Source organism: Streptococcus pseudopneumoniae, assembly GCF_001076775.1.
GTDB lineage: Bacteria > Bacillota > Bacilli > Lactobacillales > Streptococcaceae > Streptococcus > Streptococcus pseudopneumoniae_G.
In genome coordinates this window covers 33,725-54,671 of the sequence record NZ_JVGV01000029.1, presented here as the reverse complement: position 1 = coordinate 54,671, position 20,947 = coordinate 33,725, and the positions used below count along the sequence as shown (strand labels likewise).

At 41.5% G+C, this 20,947-nt stretch carries 15 protein-coding genes; 12 read left to right on the top strand and 3 right to left on the bottom strand.

Annotated features, from left to right (window positions below; translation table 11 throughout):
* The first annotated feature begins 503 nt into the window (after positions 1-503).
* The 8 genes from ADJ60_RS08840 (at position 504) to ADJ60_RS08805 (ending at position 8,943) form a co-directional block, all read left to right on the top strand.
* Positions 504-1,964, top strand: coding sequence for an aminotransferase class I/II-fold pyridoxal phosphate-dependent enzyme (locus ADJ60_RS08840; protein ID WP_049544627.1), 1,461 nt, complete (start codon positions 504-506; stop codon positions 1,962-1,964).
* Positions 1,965-2,825 (top strand): polyamine aminopropyltransferase, encoded by an 861-nt coding sequence (speE, locus tag ADJ60_RS08835; protein WP_000366713.1) that lies wholly within the window; start codon positions 1,965-1,967, stop codon positions 2,823-2,825.
* On the top strand, positions 2,822-4,081 hold the full coding sequence (locus ADJ60_RS08830) for a saccharopine dehydrogenase family protein (RefSeq protein WP_049544626.1): 1,260 nt from the start codon (positions 2,822-2,824) through the stop codon (positions 4,079-4,081). The genes speE and ADJ60_RS08830 overlap by 4 nt, the downstream gene beginning before the upstream one ends.
* Positions 4,081-5,208, top strand: a complete 1,128-nt coding sequence (gene nspC / locus ADJ60_RS08825) for a carboxynorspermidine decarboxylase (RefSeq protein WP_049544625.1) — start codon at positions 4,081-4,083, stop codon at positions 5,206-5,208. Before ADJ60_RS08830 ends, nspC begins: the two co-directional genes overlap by 1 nt.
* A complete protein-coding gene (aguA, locus tag ADJ60_RS08820; RefSeq protein WP_049544624.1) occupies positions 5,205-6,290 on the top strand; it encodes an agmatine deiminase in 1,086 nt (361 codons plus the stop codon). Before nspC ends, aguA begins: the two co-directional genes overlap by 4 nt.
* Positions 6,291-6,299: 9 nt before the next feature.
* Positions 6,300-7,175 (top strand): N-carbamoylputrescine amidase, encoded by an 876-nt coding sequence (aguB, locus tag ADJ60_RS08815; RefSeq protein WP_049544623.1) that lies wholly within the window; start codon positions 6,300-6,302, stop codon positions 7,173-7,175.
* 191 nt (positions 7,176-7,366) lie between these two features.
* Entirely contained in the window at positions 7,367-8,068 is a 702-nt protein-coding gene (locus ADJ60_RS08810) for a response regulator transcription factor (RefSeq protein ID WP_049544622.1), read from the top strand.
* Entirely contained in the window at positions 8,065-8,943 is an 879-nt protein-coding gene (locus ADJ60_RS08805) for a sensor histidine kinase (protein WP_049544621.1), read from the top strand. Before ADJ60_RS08810 ends, ADJ60_RS08805 begins: the two co-directional genes overlap by 4 nt.
* A gap of 40 nt (positions 8,944-8,983) precedes the next feature.
* On the opposite strand, the gene ADJ60_RS08800 is transcribed toward ADJ60_RS08805, so the two are convergent.
* The 3 genes from ADJ60_RS08800 to ADJ60_RS08790 form a co-directional block, all read right to left on the bottom strand.
* Positions 8,984-9,736, bottom strand: coding sequence for an ABC transporter permease (locus ADJ60_RS08800; RefSeq protein ID WP_049544620.1), 753 nt, complete (start codon positions 9,734-9,736; stop codon positions 8,984-8,986).
* Between the two features lie 10 nt (positions 9,737-9,746).
* Positions 9,747-10,655 (bottom strand): ABC transporter ATP-binding protein, encoded by a 909-nt coding sequence (locus ADJ60_RS08795; RefSeq protein WP_049544619.1) that lies wholly within the window; start codon positions 10,653-10,655, stop codon positions 9,747-9,749.
* Between the two features lie 141 nt (positions 10,656-10,796).
* Positions 10,797-11,606 (bottom strand): Cof-type HAD-IIB family hydrolase, encoded by an 810-nt coding sequence (locus tag ADJ60_RS08790; protein ID WP_049544618.1) that lies wholly within the window; start codon positions 11,604-11,606, stop codon positions 10,797-10,799.
* A 117-nt stretch (positions 11,607-11,723) separates the two neighbouring features.
* Here ADJ60_RS08790 and rexB point away from each other — a divergent pair, with 117 nt between their 5' ends.
* From rexB to cps4B, 4 genes are all read left to right on the top strand, one after another.
* Entirely contained in the window at positions 11,724-14,999 is a 3,276-nt protein-coding gene (gene rexB, locus ADJ60_RS08785) for an ATP-dependent nuclease subunit B (RefSeq protein ID WP_049544638.1), read from the top strand.
* Positions 14,996-18,646, top strand: a complete 3,651-nt coding sequence (gene addA / locus ADJ60_RS08780; protein WP_049544617.1) for a helicase-exonuclease AddAB subunit AddA — start codon at positions 14,996-14,998, stop codon at positions 18,644-18,646. The genes rexB and addA overlap by 4 nt, the downstream gene beginning before the upstream one ends.
* Before the next feature lie 17 nt (positions 18,647-18,663).
* Positions 18,664-19,842, top strand: a complete 1,179-nt coding sequence (locus ADJ60_RS08775; RefSeq protein ID WP_049544616.1) for a hypothetical protein — start codon at positions 18,664-18,666, stop codon at positions 19,840-19,842.
* A gap of 295 nt (positions 19,843-20,137) precedes the next feature.
* Positions 20,138-20,869 carry a capsular polysaccharide biosynthesis protein Cps4B gene (gene cps4B / locus ADJ60_RS08770; protein ID WP_049544615.1) on the top strand — a complete coding sequence of 244 codons (732 nt, stop codon included), beginning with the start codon at positions 20,138-20,140 and terminating at the stop codon, positions 20,867-20,869.
* The last annotated feature ends 78 nt before the right edge of the window (positions 20,870-20,947 follow it).

Here is a 20,947-nt window from a genome sequence, read left to right as displayed (position 1 = left end):
TTTCACATTATACAACTTATACAAATCTATATAAAATATTATTTTTCCGAACAAAAATAGATATTTTTTCAAAAAAGTACTTTACAGAGTGTTGGAAGTATGTTATATTAATAAAGCTTAGAAAATGAGATGATGTTTTCTAGCAAATATAAACCCGAGTAAAAAATGCCTACGGACAGGCAGGGTTGAATGCCGAAGCGTGGTTGAAAAGCCACATTATTGATAGGGTTAAAAGCCTACTTTTATAAGTTGATGTTAGGACACTTGTCCTAATTCATAAATTTTTAGTGTGGTGAAAGCACACGTCATCTTGTGAAACGATCAATAAAGTACGTAATATTTGCTACTAGAGAGTTAGGAAACATCAGGAACAGACATACTCAACAGAAACCAAAATAAACACGTCAGAAGATTGCAGAGCAGGTGAAAACCTGCTCTTTTTTCATAAGTCAAACTTTAGTGTCTAAGTTCTAAGATACTAAAAATGTGAAAAGGAGTATGTCTTGAAAGAGTTAGATCAAAACCAAGCCCCAATTTATGAGGCCTTGGTGAAGTTACGCAAGAAAAGGATTGTTCCCTTTGATGTTCCAGGTCACAAGCGTGGACGGGGAAATCCAGAACTTGTCGAACTATTAGGAGAAAAATGTGTTGGCATTGATGTCAATTCGATGAAACCCTTGGATAATTTAGGGCATCCTATTTCGATCATTCGGGATGCAGAGGAGCTGGCAGCTGATGCTTTTGGAGCAGCCCATGCCTTCCTCATGATTGGGGGAACAACTTCATCGGTGCAGACTATGATTCTGTCAACCTGCAAGGCTGGAGATAAGATTATTCTGCCACGTAATGTCCATAAATCTGCTATCAATGCGCTAGTTCTGTGTGGTGCCATTCCCATCTATATCGAGATGAGTGTAGATCCTAAAATTGGTATCGCTTTAGGTCTTGAAAATGATCGAGTAGCCAAGGCCATAAAGGACCATCCAGATGCCAAGGCCATTTTGATTAACAATCCTACTTACTACGGCATCTGTTCAGACCTAAAGGGGTTGACAGAAATGGCTCATGAAGCTGGCATGATGGTTTTGGTAGATGAGGCCCACGGAGCGCACTTACATTTTACTGATAAACTTCCAATTTCTGCTATGGATGCAGGTGCTGATATGGCAGCAGTTTCCATGCATAAGTCTGGTGGGAGTTTGACACAAAGTTCGCTTCTTTTAATCGGGGAGCAGATGAATCCTGAATACGTTCGTCAGATCATCAACCTGACCCAGTCAACATCCGCCTCTTATTTGTTGATGGCTAGTCTGGATATTTCGCGTCGCAACTTGGCCCTTCGTGGTAAAGAGTCGTTTGAGAAGGTCATTGAGCTATCCGAGTACGCTCGTCGTGAAATCAATGCTATCGGTGGCTACTATGCCTACTCAAAAGAATTAATAGATGGTGTGTCGGTATGTGATTTTGATGTGACCAAGTTGTCAGTTTACACTCAGGGTATTGGCTTAACAGGTATCGAGGTTTATGACCTCCTACGAGACGAATACGACATTCAGATCGAGTTTGGTGATATTGGTAATATCTTGGCCTATATTTCGATTGGTGACCGTATCCAAGACATCGAGCGCTTGGTTGGTGCTTTGGCTGATATCAAGAGACTATACTCACGAGATGGGAAGGACTTGATAGCTGGAGAATATATCCAGCCCGAGTTAGTGCTGTCTCCACAAAAAGCCTTCTATTCAGAGAGAAAAAGTTTGTCTTTAGACGAATCTGTTGGACAGGTCTGTGGAGAATTTGTCATGTGCTATCCTCCAGGAATTCCTATCTTGGCTCCTGGTGAACGCATTACACGAGAAATTGTCGACTATATCCAATTTGCCAAGGATCGTGGTTGCTCCCTCCAAGGGACGGAAGATCCCGAGGTCAATCACATCAACGTCATTAAGAGAAAGGAGAACTAGATGGATTTATGGTTTTCTGAAGTTCATACTCCAGATGTCAAATTGTCCCTGAGAACAGCCAAGCAACTCTACGCTGGTAAAAGTGAATGGCAGGATATCGAAGTCTTGGATACGCCAGCTTTTGGGAAAATACTGATTTTAAATGGGCATGTCTTGTTTTCAGATGCGGATGATTTTGTCTACAATGAAATGACCGTCCACGTTCCCATGGCTGTTCACCCAAATCCCAAGAAAGTCTTGGTTATTGGGGGTGGTGACGGAGGTGTTGCCCAAGTATTAACACTCTATCCTGAACTGGAACAAATCGATATCGTGGAACCAGATGAGATGCTGGTTGAGGTCTGTCGTGAGTATTTCCCAGACTTTGCTGCGGGACTTGATGACCCTCGTGTTACCATTTACTACCAAAATGGGCTTCGTTTTTTACGAAACTGTGAAGATGATTACGATATTATCATCAACGATGCCACTGATCCATTTGGACATACCGAAGGGCTCTTTACCAAGGAATTTTACGGTAATAGTTATCGGGCTCTGAAGGAAGACGGCATCATGATTTACCAGCATGGGAGTCCTTTCTTTGACGAAGATGAGTCGGCTTGCCGAAGCATGCACCGTAAGGTTAATCAAGCATTTCCAATCAGTCGGGTTTATCAGGCCCATATCCCAACCAGTCCAGCGGGCTATTGGTTGTTTGGATTTGCTTCGAAAAAATACCACCCTGTCAAAGATTTTGACAAGGAAGGCTGGAAAAAACGCCAGCTTTTCACAGAATACTACACTGCAAACTTACACGTGGGAGCCTTTATGTTGCCCAAGTATGTTGAGGACATTTTAGAAGAAGAGGAAGGAAAAAAATGAGTCGTTTATTAGTTATTGGATGTGGGGGCGTTGCCCAAGTTGCTATTTCAAAGATTTGTCAAGATAGTGAAACCTTTACAGAGATTATGATTGCTAGCCGTACTAAGTCAAAATGCGATGACTTGAAAGCGAAGCTAGAAGGCAAAACAAGTACAAAGATTGAGACAGCAGCTCTTGATGCTGATAAGGTTGAAGAAGTGATTGCCCTGATTGAAAGCTACAAACCAGAAGCTGTTTTGAATGTAGCTTTACCATATCAAGATTTAACCATTATGGACGCTTGTTTGGCAACAGGTGTTCACTATATCGATACGGCCAACTACGAAGCAGAAGACACAGAAGACCCTGAGTGGCGTGCTATCTACGAAAAACGTTGTAAGGAACTTGGATTTACAGCCTACTTTGACTACTCATGGCAATGGGCTTATCAGGAGAAATTCAAAGAAGCAGGCTTGACCGCTCTGCTTGGATCTGGCTTTGACCCAGGTGTGACCAGTGTCTTTTCAGCCTATGCCCTCAAACACTACTTTGATGAAATCCATTATATCGATATTTTAGACTGTAATGGTGGTGATCACGGTTATCCATTTGCAACAAACTTTAACCCAGAAATCAATCTACGCGAGGTTTCTGCGCCAGGTTCTTACTGGGAAGATGGAAAATGGGTCGAAGTGGAAGCTATGTCAATCAAGCGCGAGTATGATTTCCCTCAGGTCGGACAAAAAGACATGTATCTCCTTCATCACGAAGAAATCGAATCATTGGCCAAGAACATTCCAGGCGTTAAACGCATTCGTTTCTTTATGACTTTTGGTCAATCTTACTTGACGCACATGAAATGTCTTGAAAATGTTGGACTCCTTCGTACGGATGCCATTAACTTTAATGGACAAGACATCGTTCCAATCCAATTCTTAAAAGCCTTACTTCCAGATCCTGCAAGCCTTGGTCCACGCACTGTTGGTAAAACCAATATTGGATGTATCTTTACAGGTGTCAAAGATGGTGTTGAAAAGACCATTTACATCTACAATGTTTGTGACCATCAGGAATGTTACGCAGAAGTTGGTTCACAAGCAATTTCTTACACGACAGGCGTTCCAGCCATGATTGGGACAAAATTGGTTATGAACGGTACTTGGAAACAAGCTGGAGTTTACAATCTTGAAGAGTTGGATCCAGATCCATTTATGGAAGCTTTGAATGAGTATGGTTTGCCATGGGTTGTGGTTGAAAATCCACAAATGGTGGACTGATGAAGTTAGAACAAGTACCAACACCAGCTTATGTCATTGACTTGGCCAAGTTAGAAGCCAATTGCCGCATTCTACATTATGTTCAAGAAGAAGCTGGTTGCAAGGTTTTGCTTGCTCAGAAGGCGTATTCCCTTTATAAAACCTATCCCTTGATTAGCCAGTATCTATCTGGCACAACTGCAAGTGGTCTCTATGAAGCTAAGCTCGCTAGAGAAGAGTTCCCAGGGGAAGTCCATGTCTTTGCACCTGCTTTCAAGGATGCAGACTTGGAGGAATTGCTAGAGATAACGGACCATATCGTCTTCAACTCAGAGAGACAGTTGCGTAAGCATGGGGCTCGTTGTCGGGAGGCTGGTGTCAGTGTTGGTTTGCGCATAAACCCTCAATGTTCAACGCAAGGTGACCACGCGCTTTATGACCCTTGTGCTCCAGGCTCTCGTTTTGGAGTCACTCTAGACAAGATTCCTAGTGATTTGCTGGATTTGGTTGACGGCCTTCATTTTCACACCCTTTGTGAGCAGGGAGCAGATGATTTACAGACAACTTTGAAAGCAGTAGAAGCGCAATTTGGACCGTATTTGCATCAGGTCAAATGGCTCAATATGGGGGGCGGACACCACATCACAAGAGAAGGTTACGATGTGGATTTGCTGATTTCAGAAATCAAGCGTATCCGAGAAACTTACAATCTTGAAATCTATATCGAGCCGGGTGAAGCCATTGCACTCAATGCGGGTTATCTAGCAACTGAGGTATTAGATATTGTAGAAAACGGTATGGAAAGCTTGGTTTTAGATGCCTCTGCGACCTGCCATATGCCTGATGTACTTGAGATGCCCTATCGTCCACCTTTGAGAAATGGCTTTGAGGCACAGGAAAAAGCCCATACTTATAGACTTTCTTCCAATACCTGTCTGACAGGCGATGTGATTGGTGATTATAGTTTTGAAAATCCTGTTGAGATTGGAGATAGACTTTACTTTGAGGACATGGCTATTTACTCATTTGTTAAAAATAATACCTTTAATGGAATTGGATTGCCAAGTCTCTATCTCATGGACGAACAGGGAGACTGCAGCTTAGTCAAAGCCTTTGGCTATCAAGATTTTAAAGGGAGATTATCATGATGGACAGTCCCAAAAAATTAGGCTATCGCATGCCAGCAGAGTACGAACCCCATCATGGTACCCTCATGATATGGCCGACTCGACCAGGTTCATGGCCCTTTCAAGGAAAAGCCGCCAAAAGAGCATTTACTCAGATTATCAAAACCATAGCAGAAGGGGAAAGAATTTATCTTTTAGTGGAGCAGGACTATCTATCTGAAGCCCAAAACTACCTTGGAGATAGCGTTATTTATCTAGACATTCCCACCAATGACGCCTGGGCCCGTGATACAGGTCCGACTATTCTTGTCAATGATAAAGGCCAGAAATTAGCCGTGGATTGGGCTTTCAATGCTTGGGGTGGTGCTGTTGATGGTCTTTATCAAGATTATGAAGATGATGACCAAGTAGCTAGTCGTTTTGCTGAGGTTTTGGATATGCCCGTTTACGATGCTAAGCCTTTCGTCCTTGAAGGCGGAGCCATTCATAGCGATGGTCAAGGAACCATTCTTGTGACTGAAAGTTGCCTACTAAGCGCTGGTCGCAATCCTCATCTCAGTAAAGAGGAAATCGAAAATACCTTATTAGACAGCCTTGGTGCTGACAAAGTTATCTGGCTTCCTTATGGTATTTATCAGGACGAAACCAATGAACACGTTGATAATGTTGCTGCCTTTGTTGGTCCTGCAGAGCTTGTTTTGGCTTGGACGGACGACGAAAGCGATCCTCAATATGCCATGTCAGCAGCTGATTTAGCGCTTTTAGAAAAGGAAACAGATGCAAAAGGTCGTCACTTCACCATTCATAAACTTCCAATTCCAGCTCTTCATCAAGTTGTAACCAAAGAAGATTTGCCAGGCTACATCTATGAAGAAGGAGAAGAAGAGCGATACGCAGGTGAAAGGCTCGCTGCTTCCTATGTAAACTTTTATATCGCCAACAAGGCTGTCCTTGTGCCCCAGTTTCAAGATAAAAACGATCAAGTGGCCTTAGATATCCTCAGTAAGTGTTTCCCAGACCGTAAAGTTGTCGGAATACCAGCCAGAGATATTCTCTTAGGTGGTGGCAATATCCACTGTATCACCCAACAAATCCCAGAATAGGAGAAAAAGATGAGAAATGTAAGAGTTGCAGCCATTCAGATGCAATGCGCTAAGGATGTGGCAACAAATATCCAAACCGCAGAGCGTTTAGTACGTCAGGCTGCAGAACAAGGTGCACAAATTATTCTCTTGCCCGAGTTATTTGAACGTCCCTATTTCTGTCAGGAACGTCAGTATGACTACTACCAGCATGCCCAATCGGTGACAGAAAATACTGCCATTCAGCATTTTAAGGCGATTGCTAAGGAACTAGAAGTTGTTTTACCGATCAGTTTCTATGAAAAAGATGGCAATGTCTTATATAACTCTATTGCTGTCATTGATGCAGATGGGGAAGTGCTGGGCGTTTATCGGAAGACCCACATACCAGACGACCATTACTATCAAGAGAAATTTTATTTTACGCCTGGCAACACAGGTTTCAAGGTCTGGGATACTCGCTATGCCAAGATTGGGGTCGGTATCTGTTGGGATCAATGGTTTCCTGAAACAGCGCGCTGTCTTGCGTTAAATGGTGCTGAATTGCTCTTTTATCCAACTGCTATTGGCTCTGAGCCTATCCTAGATACGGACAGTTGTGGTCACTGGCAACGTACTATGCAAGGTCATGCAGCAGCAAATATTGTCCCAGTTATTGCAGCCAATCGTTATGGATTAGAGGAAGTCACTCCAAGTGAGGAAAATGGTGGACAGAGTTCCAGTCTTGACTTCTACGGTTCCTCCTTTATGACGGATGAAACAGGAGCTATTCTAGAGCGAGCTGAAAGACAAGCTGAAGCTGTTCTGTTAGCTACTTATGACCTAGACAAGGGAGCAAGCGAACGCCTAAACTGGGGCTTGTTTCGAGATAGAAGACCCGAAATGTATCAACGCATTACGGACTAGTAGGGGAGAAATGAGAGATTCATTCTGCTAGATTAACTTCTTATTTTCAACTATAAGGATACTATGTTGTCTAGTAAGTGGATTTTATATTTTAACCCTCTAAAGCTTTCTCGCGCTTTTATGCGAGGAGCTTTTCTGTTTAAGCTTTATCAATAAAACATGCTATAATAGTTGCAGAAAGGTTGGTATATATGGCTAGAATATTGGTTATTGAAGACAATAGTGACATTCAAGAAATTTTGCGAACACTTCTTACTGAGGAGCATGAGGTGATTCAAGCCTTTTCCGGTACAGAAGGAATCATGCGTTTTGACCAAGGTGGAATTGACCTCGTTTTGCTAGATATCATGCTTCCTGGGAAAAATGGGGATCAGGTTTTAAAAGCCATTAGGGAACAAAGTCAAACTCCAGTCATTATGCTGACAGCCTTGAGCGATAAGAAGTTAATCAGTCAATATCTCTTAGACGGTGCCAATGATTACATAGTGAAACCTTTTGATTTGGATGAAGTCTTTGCCAGAGTTACTGTTCAGTTACGCCAAAGTGTAGAAAAACAGCCTATGGAAATAAGAGAAACTGAACATCTGCCACAAAACTTGAAAAATATCCAGTTTGATGCCGAAAGCTTTGAAATCAAAAATAGTCAGGAAACGATTCGCCTTGCCAAGAAAGAATGCTTGATTCTCCAAACTCTCCTTAAATATCCAAAGAAAATTTTCACCAAGGAAGAACTTTATGAATTGGTCTGGGAGGATAGCTACCTACCTGGAGATAATACTCTCAATACGCATTTGAGTAATCTTCGTAAAAAATTAAACCAGCTTGACCCAAATCAAGAATATATTGAAACCATCTGGGGCGTTGGGGTAAGATTAAAAGGAGACAAGCAATGACCTACATGATAATTTTTGTCCTACTAGTACTCCTAATTATTTTATCGATTGCATTAATTCGCTACCATTTAGCACTTAAAAACTTGAGTCAACAGATTGAAGACAAGATTCTCACAGGTAGTATGAAAAGAGTCGGAGTCAGCATTTTTTCCAAACATTTTTTGCATCTCTACCAGCAGATTGAGAATCTATTTCAGGAAGTGGAACAATCTCGACTGGTTATGAAAAGGGAAAAACAGACTCTGGATATGGCCATCAGCAATATCGCCCATGATATTCGGACCCCTCTGACTATCGCTTCAGGCTACACCCAACAATTGATAAAAACTCCTGAAAACAAAGCAGAAACCTTACAAAAAATAGCCCAGCATCTTGATTTAGTTTCCAAACGTTTGGAGGCTCTCCTAGAATATCGTCGTTTGATGGAAGGAGCTGTCAAACCGAAACTGGAAGAAGTGGACCTTTCAGCTTTTATCACCAAAAAGACTTTGGCTTATTATGATGTTTTTCAGGCGGCAAATATCACGCTTGATTTTAAGGTTGAAGCTGGTCTGAAAATGAGGACTGATGAAGACTTACTGGATCGAATTTTACAAAATCTGCTTGGAAATGTTCTCAAGCATGGCAAGGAAGAAGCACGTCTATCTTTAAGAAAGAAAAAGGAACAGCTTGTCTTAGAGATTGCAAACCTTGTCAAACAACCCATCAAAAGAATAGAAAATCTCAGCAACCGTTTTTATTCTGAAAATCTATCAGACACGGAAGAATCCTCTGGTTTAGGACTTTATATCACTGAGGAATTATGCCATCTTCTTGGTGCAGAGATGAAACTAAGCACAGATGGGCAATGGTTGTCGGTTTTCATTTACTTTTAAAGAAATAAACCTCCTCTGTAGGCTAGAGGAGGTTGTTTTATTATAGACTTTTCTTTTTGAAAACTGCCAGTCCACTTAGATTAAAGATTACAATAACAGCTAAGCTAACTATAAGTGTGTAGAGAATTGACTCACTATTAGCAGTCATAGCATAGGTAAATTGCAAGGACAAATATGGTAAAATTTTGATATTTGGAAAAATGAGCATTGGCATAGAAAGTAAGATAGAGCTGACAAAATAACCAATAAATACTGCAAGATAAGAATGACTCACATAGAGAATAAAGGAAACAATGGAAAGCCAAGCAAGGAGGCAAAATAATTGAAGGAAAATGGTTATTAGTAGATTGCCAATAAAGCCATCAGGCATAGTTCCAAATCCATTTAAGATCGTTGCTGGAATAAAGGCAATCACAAGGCTGATGATAAGTTGCAAGAGTGCAATACAAGTCAATACAAAGGCTTTGGCAAGGAAAAACTCGGTACGAGAAACACCCACTGTTAAATTATTTTTATAGAGTTTGCCGATTAAATCAACTCCAAGCACGAGGCAGGCTAGGACGATGCAGAGAAAAACGAGGTTTGAGCCTTGACTAGATGCGTTGATTAGGGCTTGTACACCATTCCAACCTTGGGTTGGAATTTCTGATTCTTCTGCCTGGATTGCCATCAGATGACCCGTGGCTCCTATACTTGCTCCCATTAGCATGAGAGAAAAGAGAATGAACTCTGTAATCCAGAATCCTTTGGAACGGAAAAGACGGTAAAAGTCTGCTTGAATGGTATGTATCATGATTTTCCTCCTATTCGACCAATTGGGTGAAGTATTCTTCTAGGTTTTGACGGGCATAGTAAATCTCGTCAATGGCAACGTCTGCCAAGGTTAATTCCTTGAGAATCTGTTTGACATCTTGTTCCTGACCAAAGATATGGATTTCATTTTTTGGATTAACAACCTTGAACTGGAGCTGGATTTGTTCTTTCAATACTTGACAAGCTTTCTCTCGATCAGTTGTCTTAAGCACAATATAATCCTCACTTAGTGTTTCAAATTCAGCTTTGCTGATTTCACGGATAATCTTTCCTTGATCTAAAATACCAAAGCGATTTGCTACGAGATAGAGTTCTGACAAGATATGGCTAGAGATGAGAATGGTTATCCCTTTTTCTTGATTGAGCCGTTGAATCATTAGACGAAATTCTTTGATACCGATTGGGTCGAGACCGTTGATAGGTTCATCTAATATTAGGAAGTCTGGTTTCGATAGGAGGGCAATGGCGATGCCAAGTCTTTGTTTCATTCCTAGAGAGAAATCACGAAAGACTTTCTTACCTGTATCTGGCAAACCTACATAGTCAAGCGTTTCTCGAATGACTTGATCAGCATTTGGAATATGTCTAATCATACAATAATATTTCAGATTTTGATAGGCTGTTAAGTGATTATGAGCTACAGGTGATTCGATCACTGAACCTACTCGAGATAGAGCCCTGGTCCACTCATTTTCCGATTGACTAGAAAAGAGGGAAACAGTTCCTCTATCTGCAAACAGTAGTTGTGTAATGATTTTTATCAAGGTTGTTTTCCCAGCTCCGTTCTTCCCGATAAGTCCATAAATATCTCCCTCTCTTATCGTTAGATGAAGATCCTGAAGAATAGCTTGTTTGTCAAAGTTTTTGGACAATCCATGAATGTCAAGTACTGTTTTCATGATTCTCTCCTTTTGATTTATTTTGTTAACTTTAGTATAAAGCATAGAAATCAAAGAAAGCTCAAGGATTTCTAAAGAGTTTCTAAAGTTTTAGGAATTCTTAAATATCAAAACCCAGTTGACACGAACTGGGCTTCTTAATTATAAAATATATTTCTCAATGGCACGCGCAACGCCGTCTTCTTCGTTGCTTGCTGTAACGTCATCAGCTAGGGATTTGACATAATCGCTGGCATTTCCCATTGCAATGCCAAGTCCTGCAAACTGGAGCATTTCGATATCGTTATTGGCATCGCCCATGGCCATGATTTCTGAGGAATCAATCTTCAAAATATCTGCTAGTCGAGAAAGAGCAGTAGCCTTTGTCGTACCAAGTGGCATAGCTTCATAAATCACAGGCTGCGAACGAACACCGCTAAATCGTTGGCAAAGCTCCCCAGCAAAACGATTCTCAAAATCGTCTGTTTGGCTTTCTGTCCCCAAAAACATACCTTGGAACATGCGATACTTGCCACTAGTCGCTTCCTCAAGAGAAATTTCAGTCAGGTCTGAAAAGACTAGCTTGGCATCATTTTGAATGATTTCATTAGGCTTACCACCAAGGACAAAATAATGTTCCTCATCAAAAAGAGTCAACTGAACCTCACTCTTTTCAGCAAGCTCATAGAGATATTCAATGTCAGCTGGACTGAGTTCTTGCCAGTCAACTAGCCCCCAATTACTGGTCTGGTGAGTTGAACAACCGTTGTTAACAATCACATACTCATTCTGGAGATCAAGCCCAAGTTTTTTATAGTAGGGGAGGACACCGAAAAGGGGGCGCCCCGTACAGAGAACCAGTTTGACACCTTTTTCAATAGCTTGGTGAATAGCAGTGATGTGAGCTTGTGGGATTTCCTTGGCTTCATTGAGGAGGGTTCCGTCCATATCCAAGGCTAGTAGTTTAATCATAGATCTTCCTTCTTTTTCTTTTGGTATTATTATAGCATATTTTGGAGGAAAGGAGGAGGAATCTTCGGGCTAATCATGGTATAATAAAAGGTAATGAAAAATTCCAACGAGGCAGAGATGAAATTACTTTATACTGATATTCGGACTTCTTTGACTGAAATTCTAACCAAAGAGGCGGAGGAGCTAGTTGCTGCTGGCAAGCGGGTCTTCTACATCGCTCCCAACTCTCTTTCTTTTGAAAAGGAACGTGCCGTGCTGGAATGCTTGTCCCAGCAGGCTTCTTTTGCGATTACCGTCACGCGCTTTGCTCAAATGGCTCGATACCTGATCTTGAATGACTTGCCTGCCAAGACCAGTCTAGATGACATCGGTCTTGGGATGGCCTTTTACAAATGCCTTGCCGAACTTGATCCTAAGGATTTACGTGTTTATGGAGCTATCAAGCAGGATCCTCAGTTTATCCAGCAGTTGATTGAGCTTTACCACGAGATGACCAAGGCTCAGATGAGTTTTTTGGACTTGGAGAGTTTGACTGATGAAGACAAGAGAGCCGATTTACTCTTGATTTTTGAGAAAGTAACGGCCTATCTTAACCAAGGGCAGTTAGCTCAGGGAAGTCAGTTATCCCATTTGATTGAGGCTATTGAGAATAACAAAGTTAGTAGTGATTTTAGCCAGATTGCCTTAGTTATTGACGGATTTACCCGTTTTTCTGCTGAGGAGGAGCGGATTGTGGACTTACTTCATGGCAAGGGTGTTGAGATTGTCATTGGGACTTACGCTAGTAAGAAAGCCTATACTAGCCCTTTTAGCGAGGGCAATCTCTACCAAGCCAGTGTGGAGTTTCTCCATCATCTAGCCTCCAAATACCAAACTCCTGCTCAAGACCGTTCTCGGACTCATGAGAAAACGGATAGCTTTGACAAGGCCTCTCGTTTGCTGGAGTCTTCTTATGACTTTTCAGAATTAACATTGGATGTCGATGAGAAAGACTGTGAAAACTTACAAATCTGGTCTTGCTTGACACAAAAGGAGGAGTTGGAGTTAGTAGCCCGTAGCATTCGTCAGAAATTGCATGAGAACTCAGACCTGAGCTACAAGCATTTTCGTATTCTCTTGGGGGATGTAGTTTCTTATCAGTTATCTCTTAAAACCATTTTTGACCAGTACCAGATTCCTTTCTATCTTGGTAGAAGCGAATCCATGGCGCATCATCCCTTGACACAGTTTGTCGAGTCTATTTTAGCTTTGAAACGCTATCGTTTCCGTCAGGAGGATTTGATTAACCTTCTCAGAACAGGTTTGTATACCGACCTTAGTCAGGCTGATATTGATGCTTTTGAGCAATATCTTCGCTATCTTGGTATCAACGGCTTGCCAGCTTTTCAGCAAACCTTCACCAAATCCCACCATGGAAAATTTAATCTGGAACGTTTAAATGCTCTTCGTCTGCGTATTTTAACCCCTCTTGAGACTCTTTTTGCTAGCCGAAAACAGAAGGCTGAAAATCTCTTGCAAAAGTGGAATTCTTTTCTAAAAGAAGGAGCTGTAACCAAGCAACTGCAAGATTTGACAGCCACTATGGAAGCTCTTGAACAGGAAAGACAAGCTGAAGTTTGGAAGGCATTCTGTCATATTTTAGAACAATTTGCGACTGTTTTTGCTGGTTCACCAGTTAGTCTAGAAGACTTCCTAGCCTTGCTCCATTCTGGAATGAGCCTATCTCAATACCGTATCATTCCAGCGACAGTGAACACCGTTCTGGTGCAGAGTTACGATTTGATTGCACCACTGACTGCTGACTTTGTCTACGCAATTGGACTGACTCAGGACAACTTACCAAAAATTGCGCAAAACACCAGTCTATTGACAGATGAAGAGAGACAAAGCTTAAACCAAGCGACAGAAGAGGGAGCACTGTTACTGATTGCAAGTAGTGAAAATTTCAAGAAAAATTGCTATACTATGCTTTCCTTGGTCAATTCTGCTCGTAAGCAGTTGGTCTTGTCGGCTCCAAGCCTTTTTAACGAAAGTGAAAGCAAGGAATCTGCCTATCTTCAAGAGTTGGTCAATTTTGGATTTAGGCGGAAAGAGAAGAGGATGAATCACAAAGGGCTGTCTAAGGAAGATATGGGGTCCTATCACAGTCTTTTGTCCAGTCTGGTTGCCTATCACCAGCAGGGCGAGACGAGTGATACTGAGCAAGATTTGACCTTTGTCAAGGTTCTTGCGCGTGTGATGGGTAAAAAACTAGAACAGCAAGGTCTGGAAAATCCAGCCCTCCCAATCAGTCCAAGCAGTAAGCAGTTGACCAAGGATACCTTACAGGCTCTCTATCCAGCTGACAAGGAATTTTACCTGTCTACGTCTGGTTTGACGGAGTTTTACCGAAACCAATACAGTTATTTCCTCCGCTACGTTTTAGGCTTGCAAGAGGAATTACGTCTACGTCCTGATGCCCGCAGTCATGGGAATTTCTTACACCGCATTTTTGAACGCGCCTTGCAGTTGCCTGACGAAGATTCCTTTGACAAACGTTTAGAACAAGCTATCCAAGAAACCAGTCAAGAACGCGAATTTGAAGCCATTTATCAAGAAAGTTTGGAAGCCCAGTTTACCAAAGAAGTTTTGCTTGATGTTGCACGGACGACTGGTCACATTCTCCGCCATAATCCAGCCATCGAAACCATCAAAGAAGAAGCAAATTTCGGTGGGAAAGAGCAAGCCTTTATTCAATTGGATAATGGGCGCAGTGTCTTTGTACGAGGTAAGGTTGACCGCATTGACCGATTGAAAGCTGATGGGGCGATAGGAGTAGTAGACTACAAGTCTAGTCTAACTCAGTTCCAGTTTCCTCATTTCTTTAATGGGCTCAATTCCCAGTTGCCAACCTATCTAGCTGCCCTAAAAAGAGAAGGGGAGCAGAACTTTTTCGGTGCCATGTACTTGGAAATGGCTGAGCCTGTCCAATCTCTGATGGCCGTTAAAAGTCTGGCAGGTGCAGTAGTAGAAGCTAGCAAGTCAATGAAATACCAAGGCCTCTTTTTAGAAAAAGAAAGCAGTCATTTGGGTGAATTTTACAATAAAAACAAGGCTAATCAGCTGACAGATGAGGAATTCCAGCTCCTGCTGGACTACAATGCCCAACTTTACAAGAAAGCAGCTGAGAAAATTTTAGCAGGTCAGTTCGCCATTAATCCTTATACTGAAAATGGCAGAAGTATTGCACCGTATGTTCAGCAACATCAAGCCATCACCGGATTTGAAGCCAATTACCACTTGGGCCAAGCCCGTTTCCTAGAAAAGTTGGACTTAACTGATGGCAAGCGTCTGGTCGGAGAAAAACTCAAGCAAGCTTGGTTTGAAAAAATAAGAGAGGAGTTGAATCGATGAAGCCCATTCCCTTTTTAACTGAGGAGGAAATTCAAAAACTTCAAGAAGCAGAAGCGCATTCGAGCAAGGAACAAAAGAAAACTGCCGAGCAAATTGAAGCTATCTACACTTCTGGCCAGAATATCCTGGTCTCAGCATCGGCTGGCTCTGGGAAGACTTTTGTCATGGCCGAGCGTATTCTGGACCAATTGGCGCGTGGTGTCGAAATTTCTCAACTCTTTATCTCAACCTTTACCGTCAAGGCTGCGACTGAACTTAAAGAACGTTTGGAGAAAAAAATCAGCCAACAAATCCAAGAAAGCGATGACATTGACCTCAAACAACACTTGGGCCGCCAGTTGGCAGACCTACCCAACGCAGCCATCGGAACCATGGACTCTTTCACACAAAAATTCCTTGGCAAACATGGCTATCTGATTGATATTGCGCCTAATTTCAGGATTTTACAAAACCAAAGCGAGCAACTTCTTATAAAAAACGAAGTCTTTCATGAGGTCTTTGAAGCCCATTACCAAGGTAAACAGAAAGAAACCTTTAGTCATTTGCTGAAAAACTTTGCTGGACGTGGAAAAGATGAACGGGGGCTATGCCAGCAAGTCTATAAAATCTATGACTTCCTCCAATCCACCAGCAATCCTCAGAAATGGCTGAGTGAATCTTTCCTCAAAGGCTTTGAGAAAGCTGATTTTACCAGTGAAAAAGAAAGATTGACTGAGCAAATCAAACAAGCCCTTTGGGATTTGGAAAGCTTTTTTCGTTATCATCTGGATAATGATGCCAAGGAGTTTCCAAAGGCAGCCTATTTAGAAAATGTTCAGTTGATTCTGGATGAAATTGGCTCCCTAAATCAGGAGTCCGATAGTCAGGCTTATCAGGCAGTACTTGCGCGTGTTGTCGCAATTTCGAAAGAGAAAAATGGTCGAGCTCTGACCAATGCCAGTCGTAAGGCTGATTTGAAGCCGCTGGTCGATGCCTACAACGAAGAGAGAAAGACTCAGTTTGCTAAACTAGGACAACTGTCAGACCAGATAACCATTCTCGACTATCAAGAACGTTATCATGGAGATACATGGGAACTAGCTAAAACCTTCCAAGCCTTCATGAGTGATTTTGTAGAAGCTTATCGTCAGCGCAAACGTCAGGAAAATGCCTTTGAATTCGCTGATATTAGCCATTACACCATTGAGATTTTAGAGAATTTCCCACAAGTTCGTCAGGATTATCAGGAGCGCTTCCATGAAGTCATGGTCGATGAGTATCAGGATACCAACCATATTCAAGAACGGATGCTGGAATTACTTTCTAATGGACACAATCGCTTTATGGTGGGAGATATCAAGCAGTCTATCTATCGTTTCCGTCAGGCAGATCCGCAGATTTTCAATGAAAAGTTCCAACGCTATGCGCAAAATCCAAAAGAGGGCAAGCTCATTCTCCTCAAAGAAAATTTCCGTAGTAGTTCAGAAGTGCTATCAGCAACCAATGATGTTTTTGAACGCCTTATGGACCAAGAGGTCGGCGAAATCAACTATGATAACATGCACCAGCTTGTTTTTGCCAATACCAAACTGACTCCTAATCCAGACAACAAGGCAGAATTTCTCATCTACGATAAGGACGACACAAGTGAGGAAGAAGAGGGGCAGGCAGAAACGAAACTAACAGGCGAAATGCGCCTGGTTATCAAGGAAATCCTTAAACTACATAAGGAACAAGGTGTTTCCTTTAAAGAAATCGCCCTTCTGACCTCCAGTCGCAGTCGTAATGACCAGATCCTTCTCGCCCTGTCTGAGTACGGAATTCCTGTCAAAACTGACGGAGAGCAAAACAATTATCTTCAATCCCTAGAAGTGCAAGTCATGCTAGACACCCTTCGTGTCATTCACAATCCTCTTCAAGACTATGCCTTGGTTGCCCTTATGAAGTCTCCTATGTTTGGCTTTGATGAGGACGAGTTAGCACGTTTTTCCCTTCAGAAAGCAGAGGATAAAGTCCACGAAAATCTCTATGAGAAACTAGTAAATGCTCAAAAACAGGTAAGTAGCCAAAAAGTCTTGATTCACTCAGCTCTAGCTGAGAAACTAAAGCAATTCATGGATATCTTGGCCTCTTGGCGCTTGTACGCCAAAACCCACTCCCTCTATGACTTGATTTGGAAGATTTACAATGACCGTTTTTATTATGATTATGTTGGAGCTTTGCCAAATGGTCCTGCTAGACAGGCCAATCTCTATGCCCTAGCACTGCGTGCTGATCAATTTGAAAAGAGCAATTTCAAGGGTTTGTCGCGTTTTATTCGTATGATTGATCAGGTTTTAGAAGCCCAGCACGATTTGGCAAGCGTGGCTGTCGCACCGCCAAAAGATGCAATAGAGCTCATGACCATTCACAAGAGTAAAGGGCTGGAGTTTCCTTACGTCTTTATTCTCAATATGGATCAAGATTTCAACAAGCAAGACTCTATGTCAGAAGTCATTCTCAGTCGTAAAAATGGACTAGGTGTCAAGTATATTGCCAAGATGGAGACAGGAGCAGTGGAAGCCTACTACCCTAAAACCATCAAACTCTCCATTCCTAGTCTGACCTATAGACAGAACGAAGAAGAATTACAGCTGGCAAGCTACTCAGAGCAGATGCGTCTGCTGTATGTTGCCATGACGAGGGCTGAGAAAAAGCTCTATCTTGTCGGCAAGGGTTCTCGTGAAAAGCTGGAAGGCAAAGAATTTCCTGCAGCTAAAAATGGAAAACTAAACAGCAACACTAGACTTCAAGCCAAGAATTTCCAAGATTGGCTTTGGGCTATCAGTAAAGTATTTGCCAAGGATCATCTCAACTTTAGCTATCGTTTTGTTGGTGAAGATCAGCTAACTAGAGAAGCTATCGGAGAGTTGGAAAACAAGAGCCCTCTCCAAGATAGCTCTCAAGCAGACAATCGTCAGTCAGAAACCATCAAAGAAGCTCTTGAAATGCTGAAAGAGGTAGAAGTCTATAATACTCTTCACCGCGCAGCTATTGAATTGCCAAGTGTTCAAACCCCAAGTCAAATCAAGAAATTCTACGAACCAGTTATGGATATGGAAGGTGTCGAGATTGCAGGTCAAGGTCAGTCAGTAGACAAGAAAATCAGCTTTGATTTGCCAGATTTTTCAACCAAAAAAAAGGTAACAGGAGCTGAGATTGGTAGTGCTACCCACGAACTCATGCAGAGAATGGACCTCAGTCAGCAACCAACACTTGCTAGCCTGACAGAAACTCTCAAACAAGTTCAAACCAGCCCAGCTGTTAGGGACAAGATCAATCTTTCGAAAATTCTTGCATTCTTTGACACAGCACTCGGTCAGGAAATTATCGCTAATACCGACCATCTCTATCGCGAGCAACCTTTCTCCATGATCAAACGAGACCAAAAGAGTCAGGAATACTTTGTTGTCCGTGGAATCTTGGACGGCTATCTGCTTTATGAGGATCGTATCGTTCTTTTCGACTACAAGACAGACCGCTATGACGAGCCAAGTCAACTCATAGACCGCTATCGTGGTCAATTAGCCCTTTATGGAGAGGCTTTATCACGAGCCTATTTGATTGAAAATATTGAAAAATACTTGATTTTACTCGGTAAAGACGAGGTTCAAGTTGTAAAAGTATAATCTAGAAAGGAGACCTCATGACACTTCCAGTTAGAAAATCCCTGCACGATGCGGTTTTACAGGCTTCAAAAGCCGATACTTGGGAACAGGCTACCAAGGAATGGAATGAAGTTTCCTTGATTTTTAATGGTATCGGCCGTAGCAATTGTGTTTGTGGGAATGCTATCAAATACGCCTACGAACTCTTTAACGGTGTCACAGGCCAACGCCTCTTTCCAATCGGCAGCGATTGTGTTCGTCATTTTCATCGATTGTCCCTTGACCAGCAACTAGAAGAGGAAGAAAAATTACTCAGAAAGGTTGAAAATCTTACCAGAAAAGCCCAGAAAAAGGAAAAAATCAAGGTCAATAAAAGTGACTTTGACGAGCGACTTCTAAAATGGCTCTGGGAAAAAGGTGTTTTCAAACCCAATCGTGGCAATCAATTTGCACCTGAGAGAGACTACCAGCTTTTCCTAGAAGTCTTTCAAGGAGGAAATTGGACCAGGGCAGAACCCAAGAAGAAAGCTCGTATGGAAGAAGTCCTTGAAAAGTGTATCAAACCCTTTTTACTTGGAAAACCAGATGACCAACTCTACCTTGTCAAGCTAGGTAAGGAGAAAATTGACTACGAACAAGAACTCCGTATCCAGGCTGAGAAAGAGCGCAGGAAGAGGGATAAAATCGCCAAACAATATGCAGATAATCTGGTCCTAGCCATGGGACCAGCAGAGCGGGCTTATCAGGATTACTTTGGTTTTACAGAAACCTTAACCCAAGAAGAACGCAAGTGGGAGAAAATACTTTTTGGTAAAAATCGGACAGAACGGGCTATCAAGGCCAAACAATACCAAAAAGAGTTGGAAAAAGACCAACGAATTGCTAGTCAGAATCCAATTGAAAGAAAGCAGAAGCAGACCTGGCTCCTCAATTCCTATTTTCGTGAGCTTCCTGAAGAAAAAGCTCGATTTGCTCGGCTCTTATTAGAATATCGAAAAAGTGGAGAAGTCCCCTTTTCAACTGAATACCTATCCGACCATCTGCTCGACTTTTTCTATAAAATGAAAGCCTTTGAGTTTGAAATCGCACCAGAACAAGTCCGAGATTTTCTAAAAGAAAGTCTCCAGACAGATCATCTCTCCTCAGCACAAGAAAGCTGGATCGAAGGAATTCTCCTCAACTGCCTCAAACTATTTTTAGAACGATTATTGATATAACTAACACCTACCGTGGAAATTCCATGGTAGGTGTTAGTTTTAATAGTCAGTGTCATTATTATTCTCAACAGATTTATTCGAAAACAAAATACGCTTATTTATATATGCTTTGTTATACTAGATAACTTTTAAAATCTTATAAGAATAACTAGATTATTTTAATATTTCGTAGTATAATAACACTAGGAAAACAAACTGTATAAACCAATATTTATAGGTTATTCAAAACGCTTATATATATGTGTTAAATTATTTATTACAGCGCCTAAAACTCTATTATATAAGGAAATATTACATGATTGATATCCACTCTCACATTGTTTTTGGTGTAGATGATGGACCAAGCACAAAAGAAGAAAGCCTAGCTCTTCTGAAAGAAGCTTTTTCACAGGGAGTTCGTACGATTGTATCCACTTCACATCGTCGTAAAAATATGTTTGAAACTTCAGAAGATACAATTATGACCAACTTTAAAGAGGTTCAAGCACTTGCTAAGAAAGAACTGCCTGACTTAACTCTTTTATATGGAGCTGAAATATACTTCACCCAAGATGCTCTTGACAAATTGGAAAGCAAGCAGATTCCTACTCTGAACGATACACAATATGCTTTGATTGAATTCAGCCCGACCACCCCCTATTGGGAAATCCGCAATGCAGTAAATAAAGTTTTATTGTTAGGTATTAGACCTGTCATTGCCCATATTGAACGCTATGCTGAACTAGAAAAAAATGAAAAAAGAGTTAAAGAGCTGATAGATATGGGATGTTATACTCAAATAAATAGTTCAAGTGTTCTTAAGCCTAAAATGTTTGGGGATAAGTATCGCTTACTCAAAAAAAGAGCTCAGTATTTTCTATCCTATAATCTAGTTCACTGTGTGGCTAGCGATATGCATAATCTAAGCTCAAGACCACCATATATGAAGCAAGCATTTGACGCAATTAGTCATCAGTATGGAAAGGAAAGAGCAGAAGAATTATTTTTAGTAAATCCTCAGTTGATTATATCGAACAAAAATATTTAGCAACATTTAATTTAGGTATATTTCCTGTATTTTAATCACGTAAGCTTGAAAATCTTATTTTTTTATGTTATATTGAAC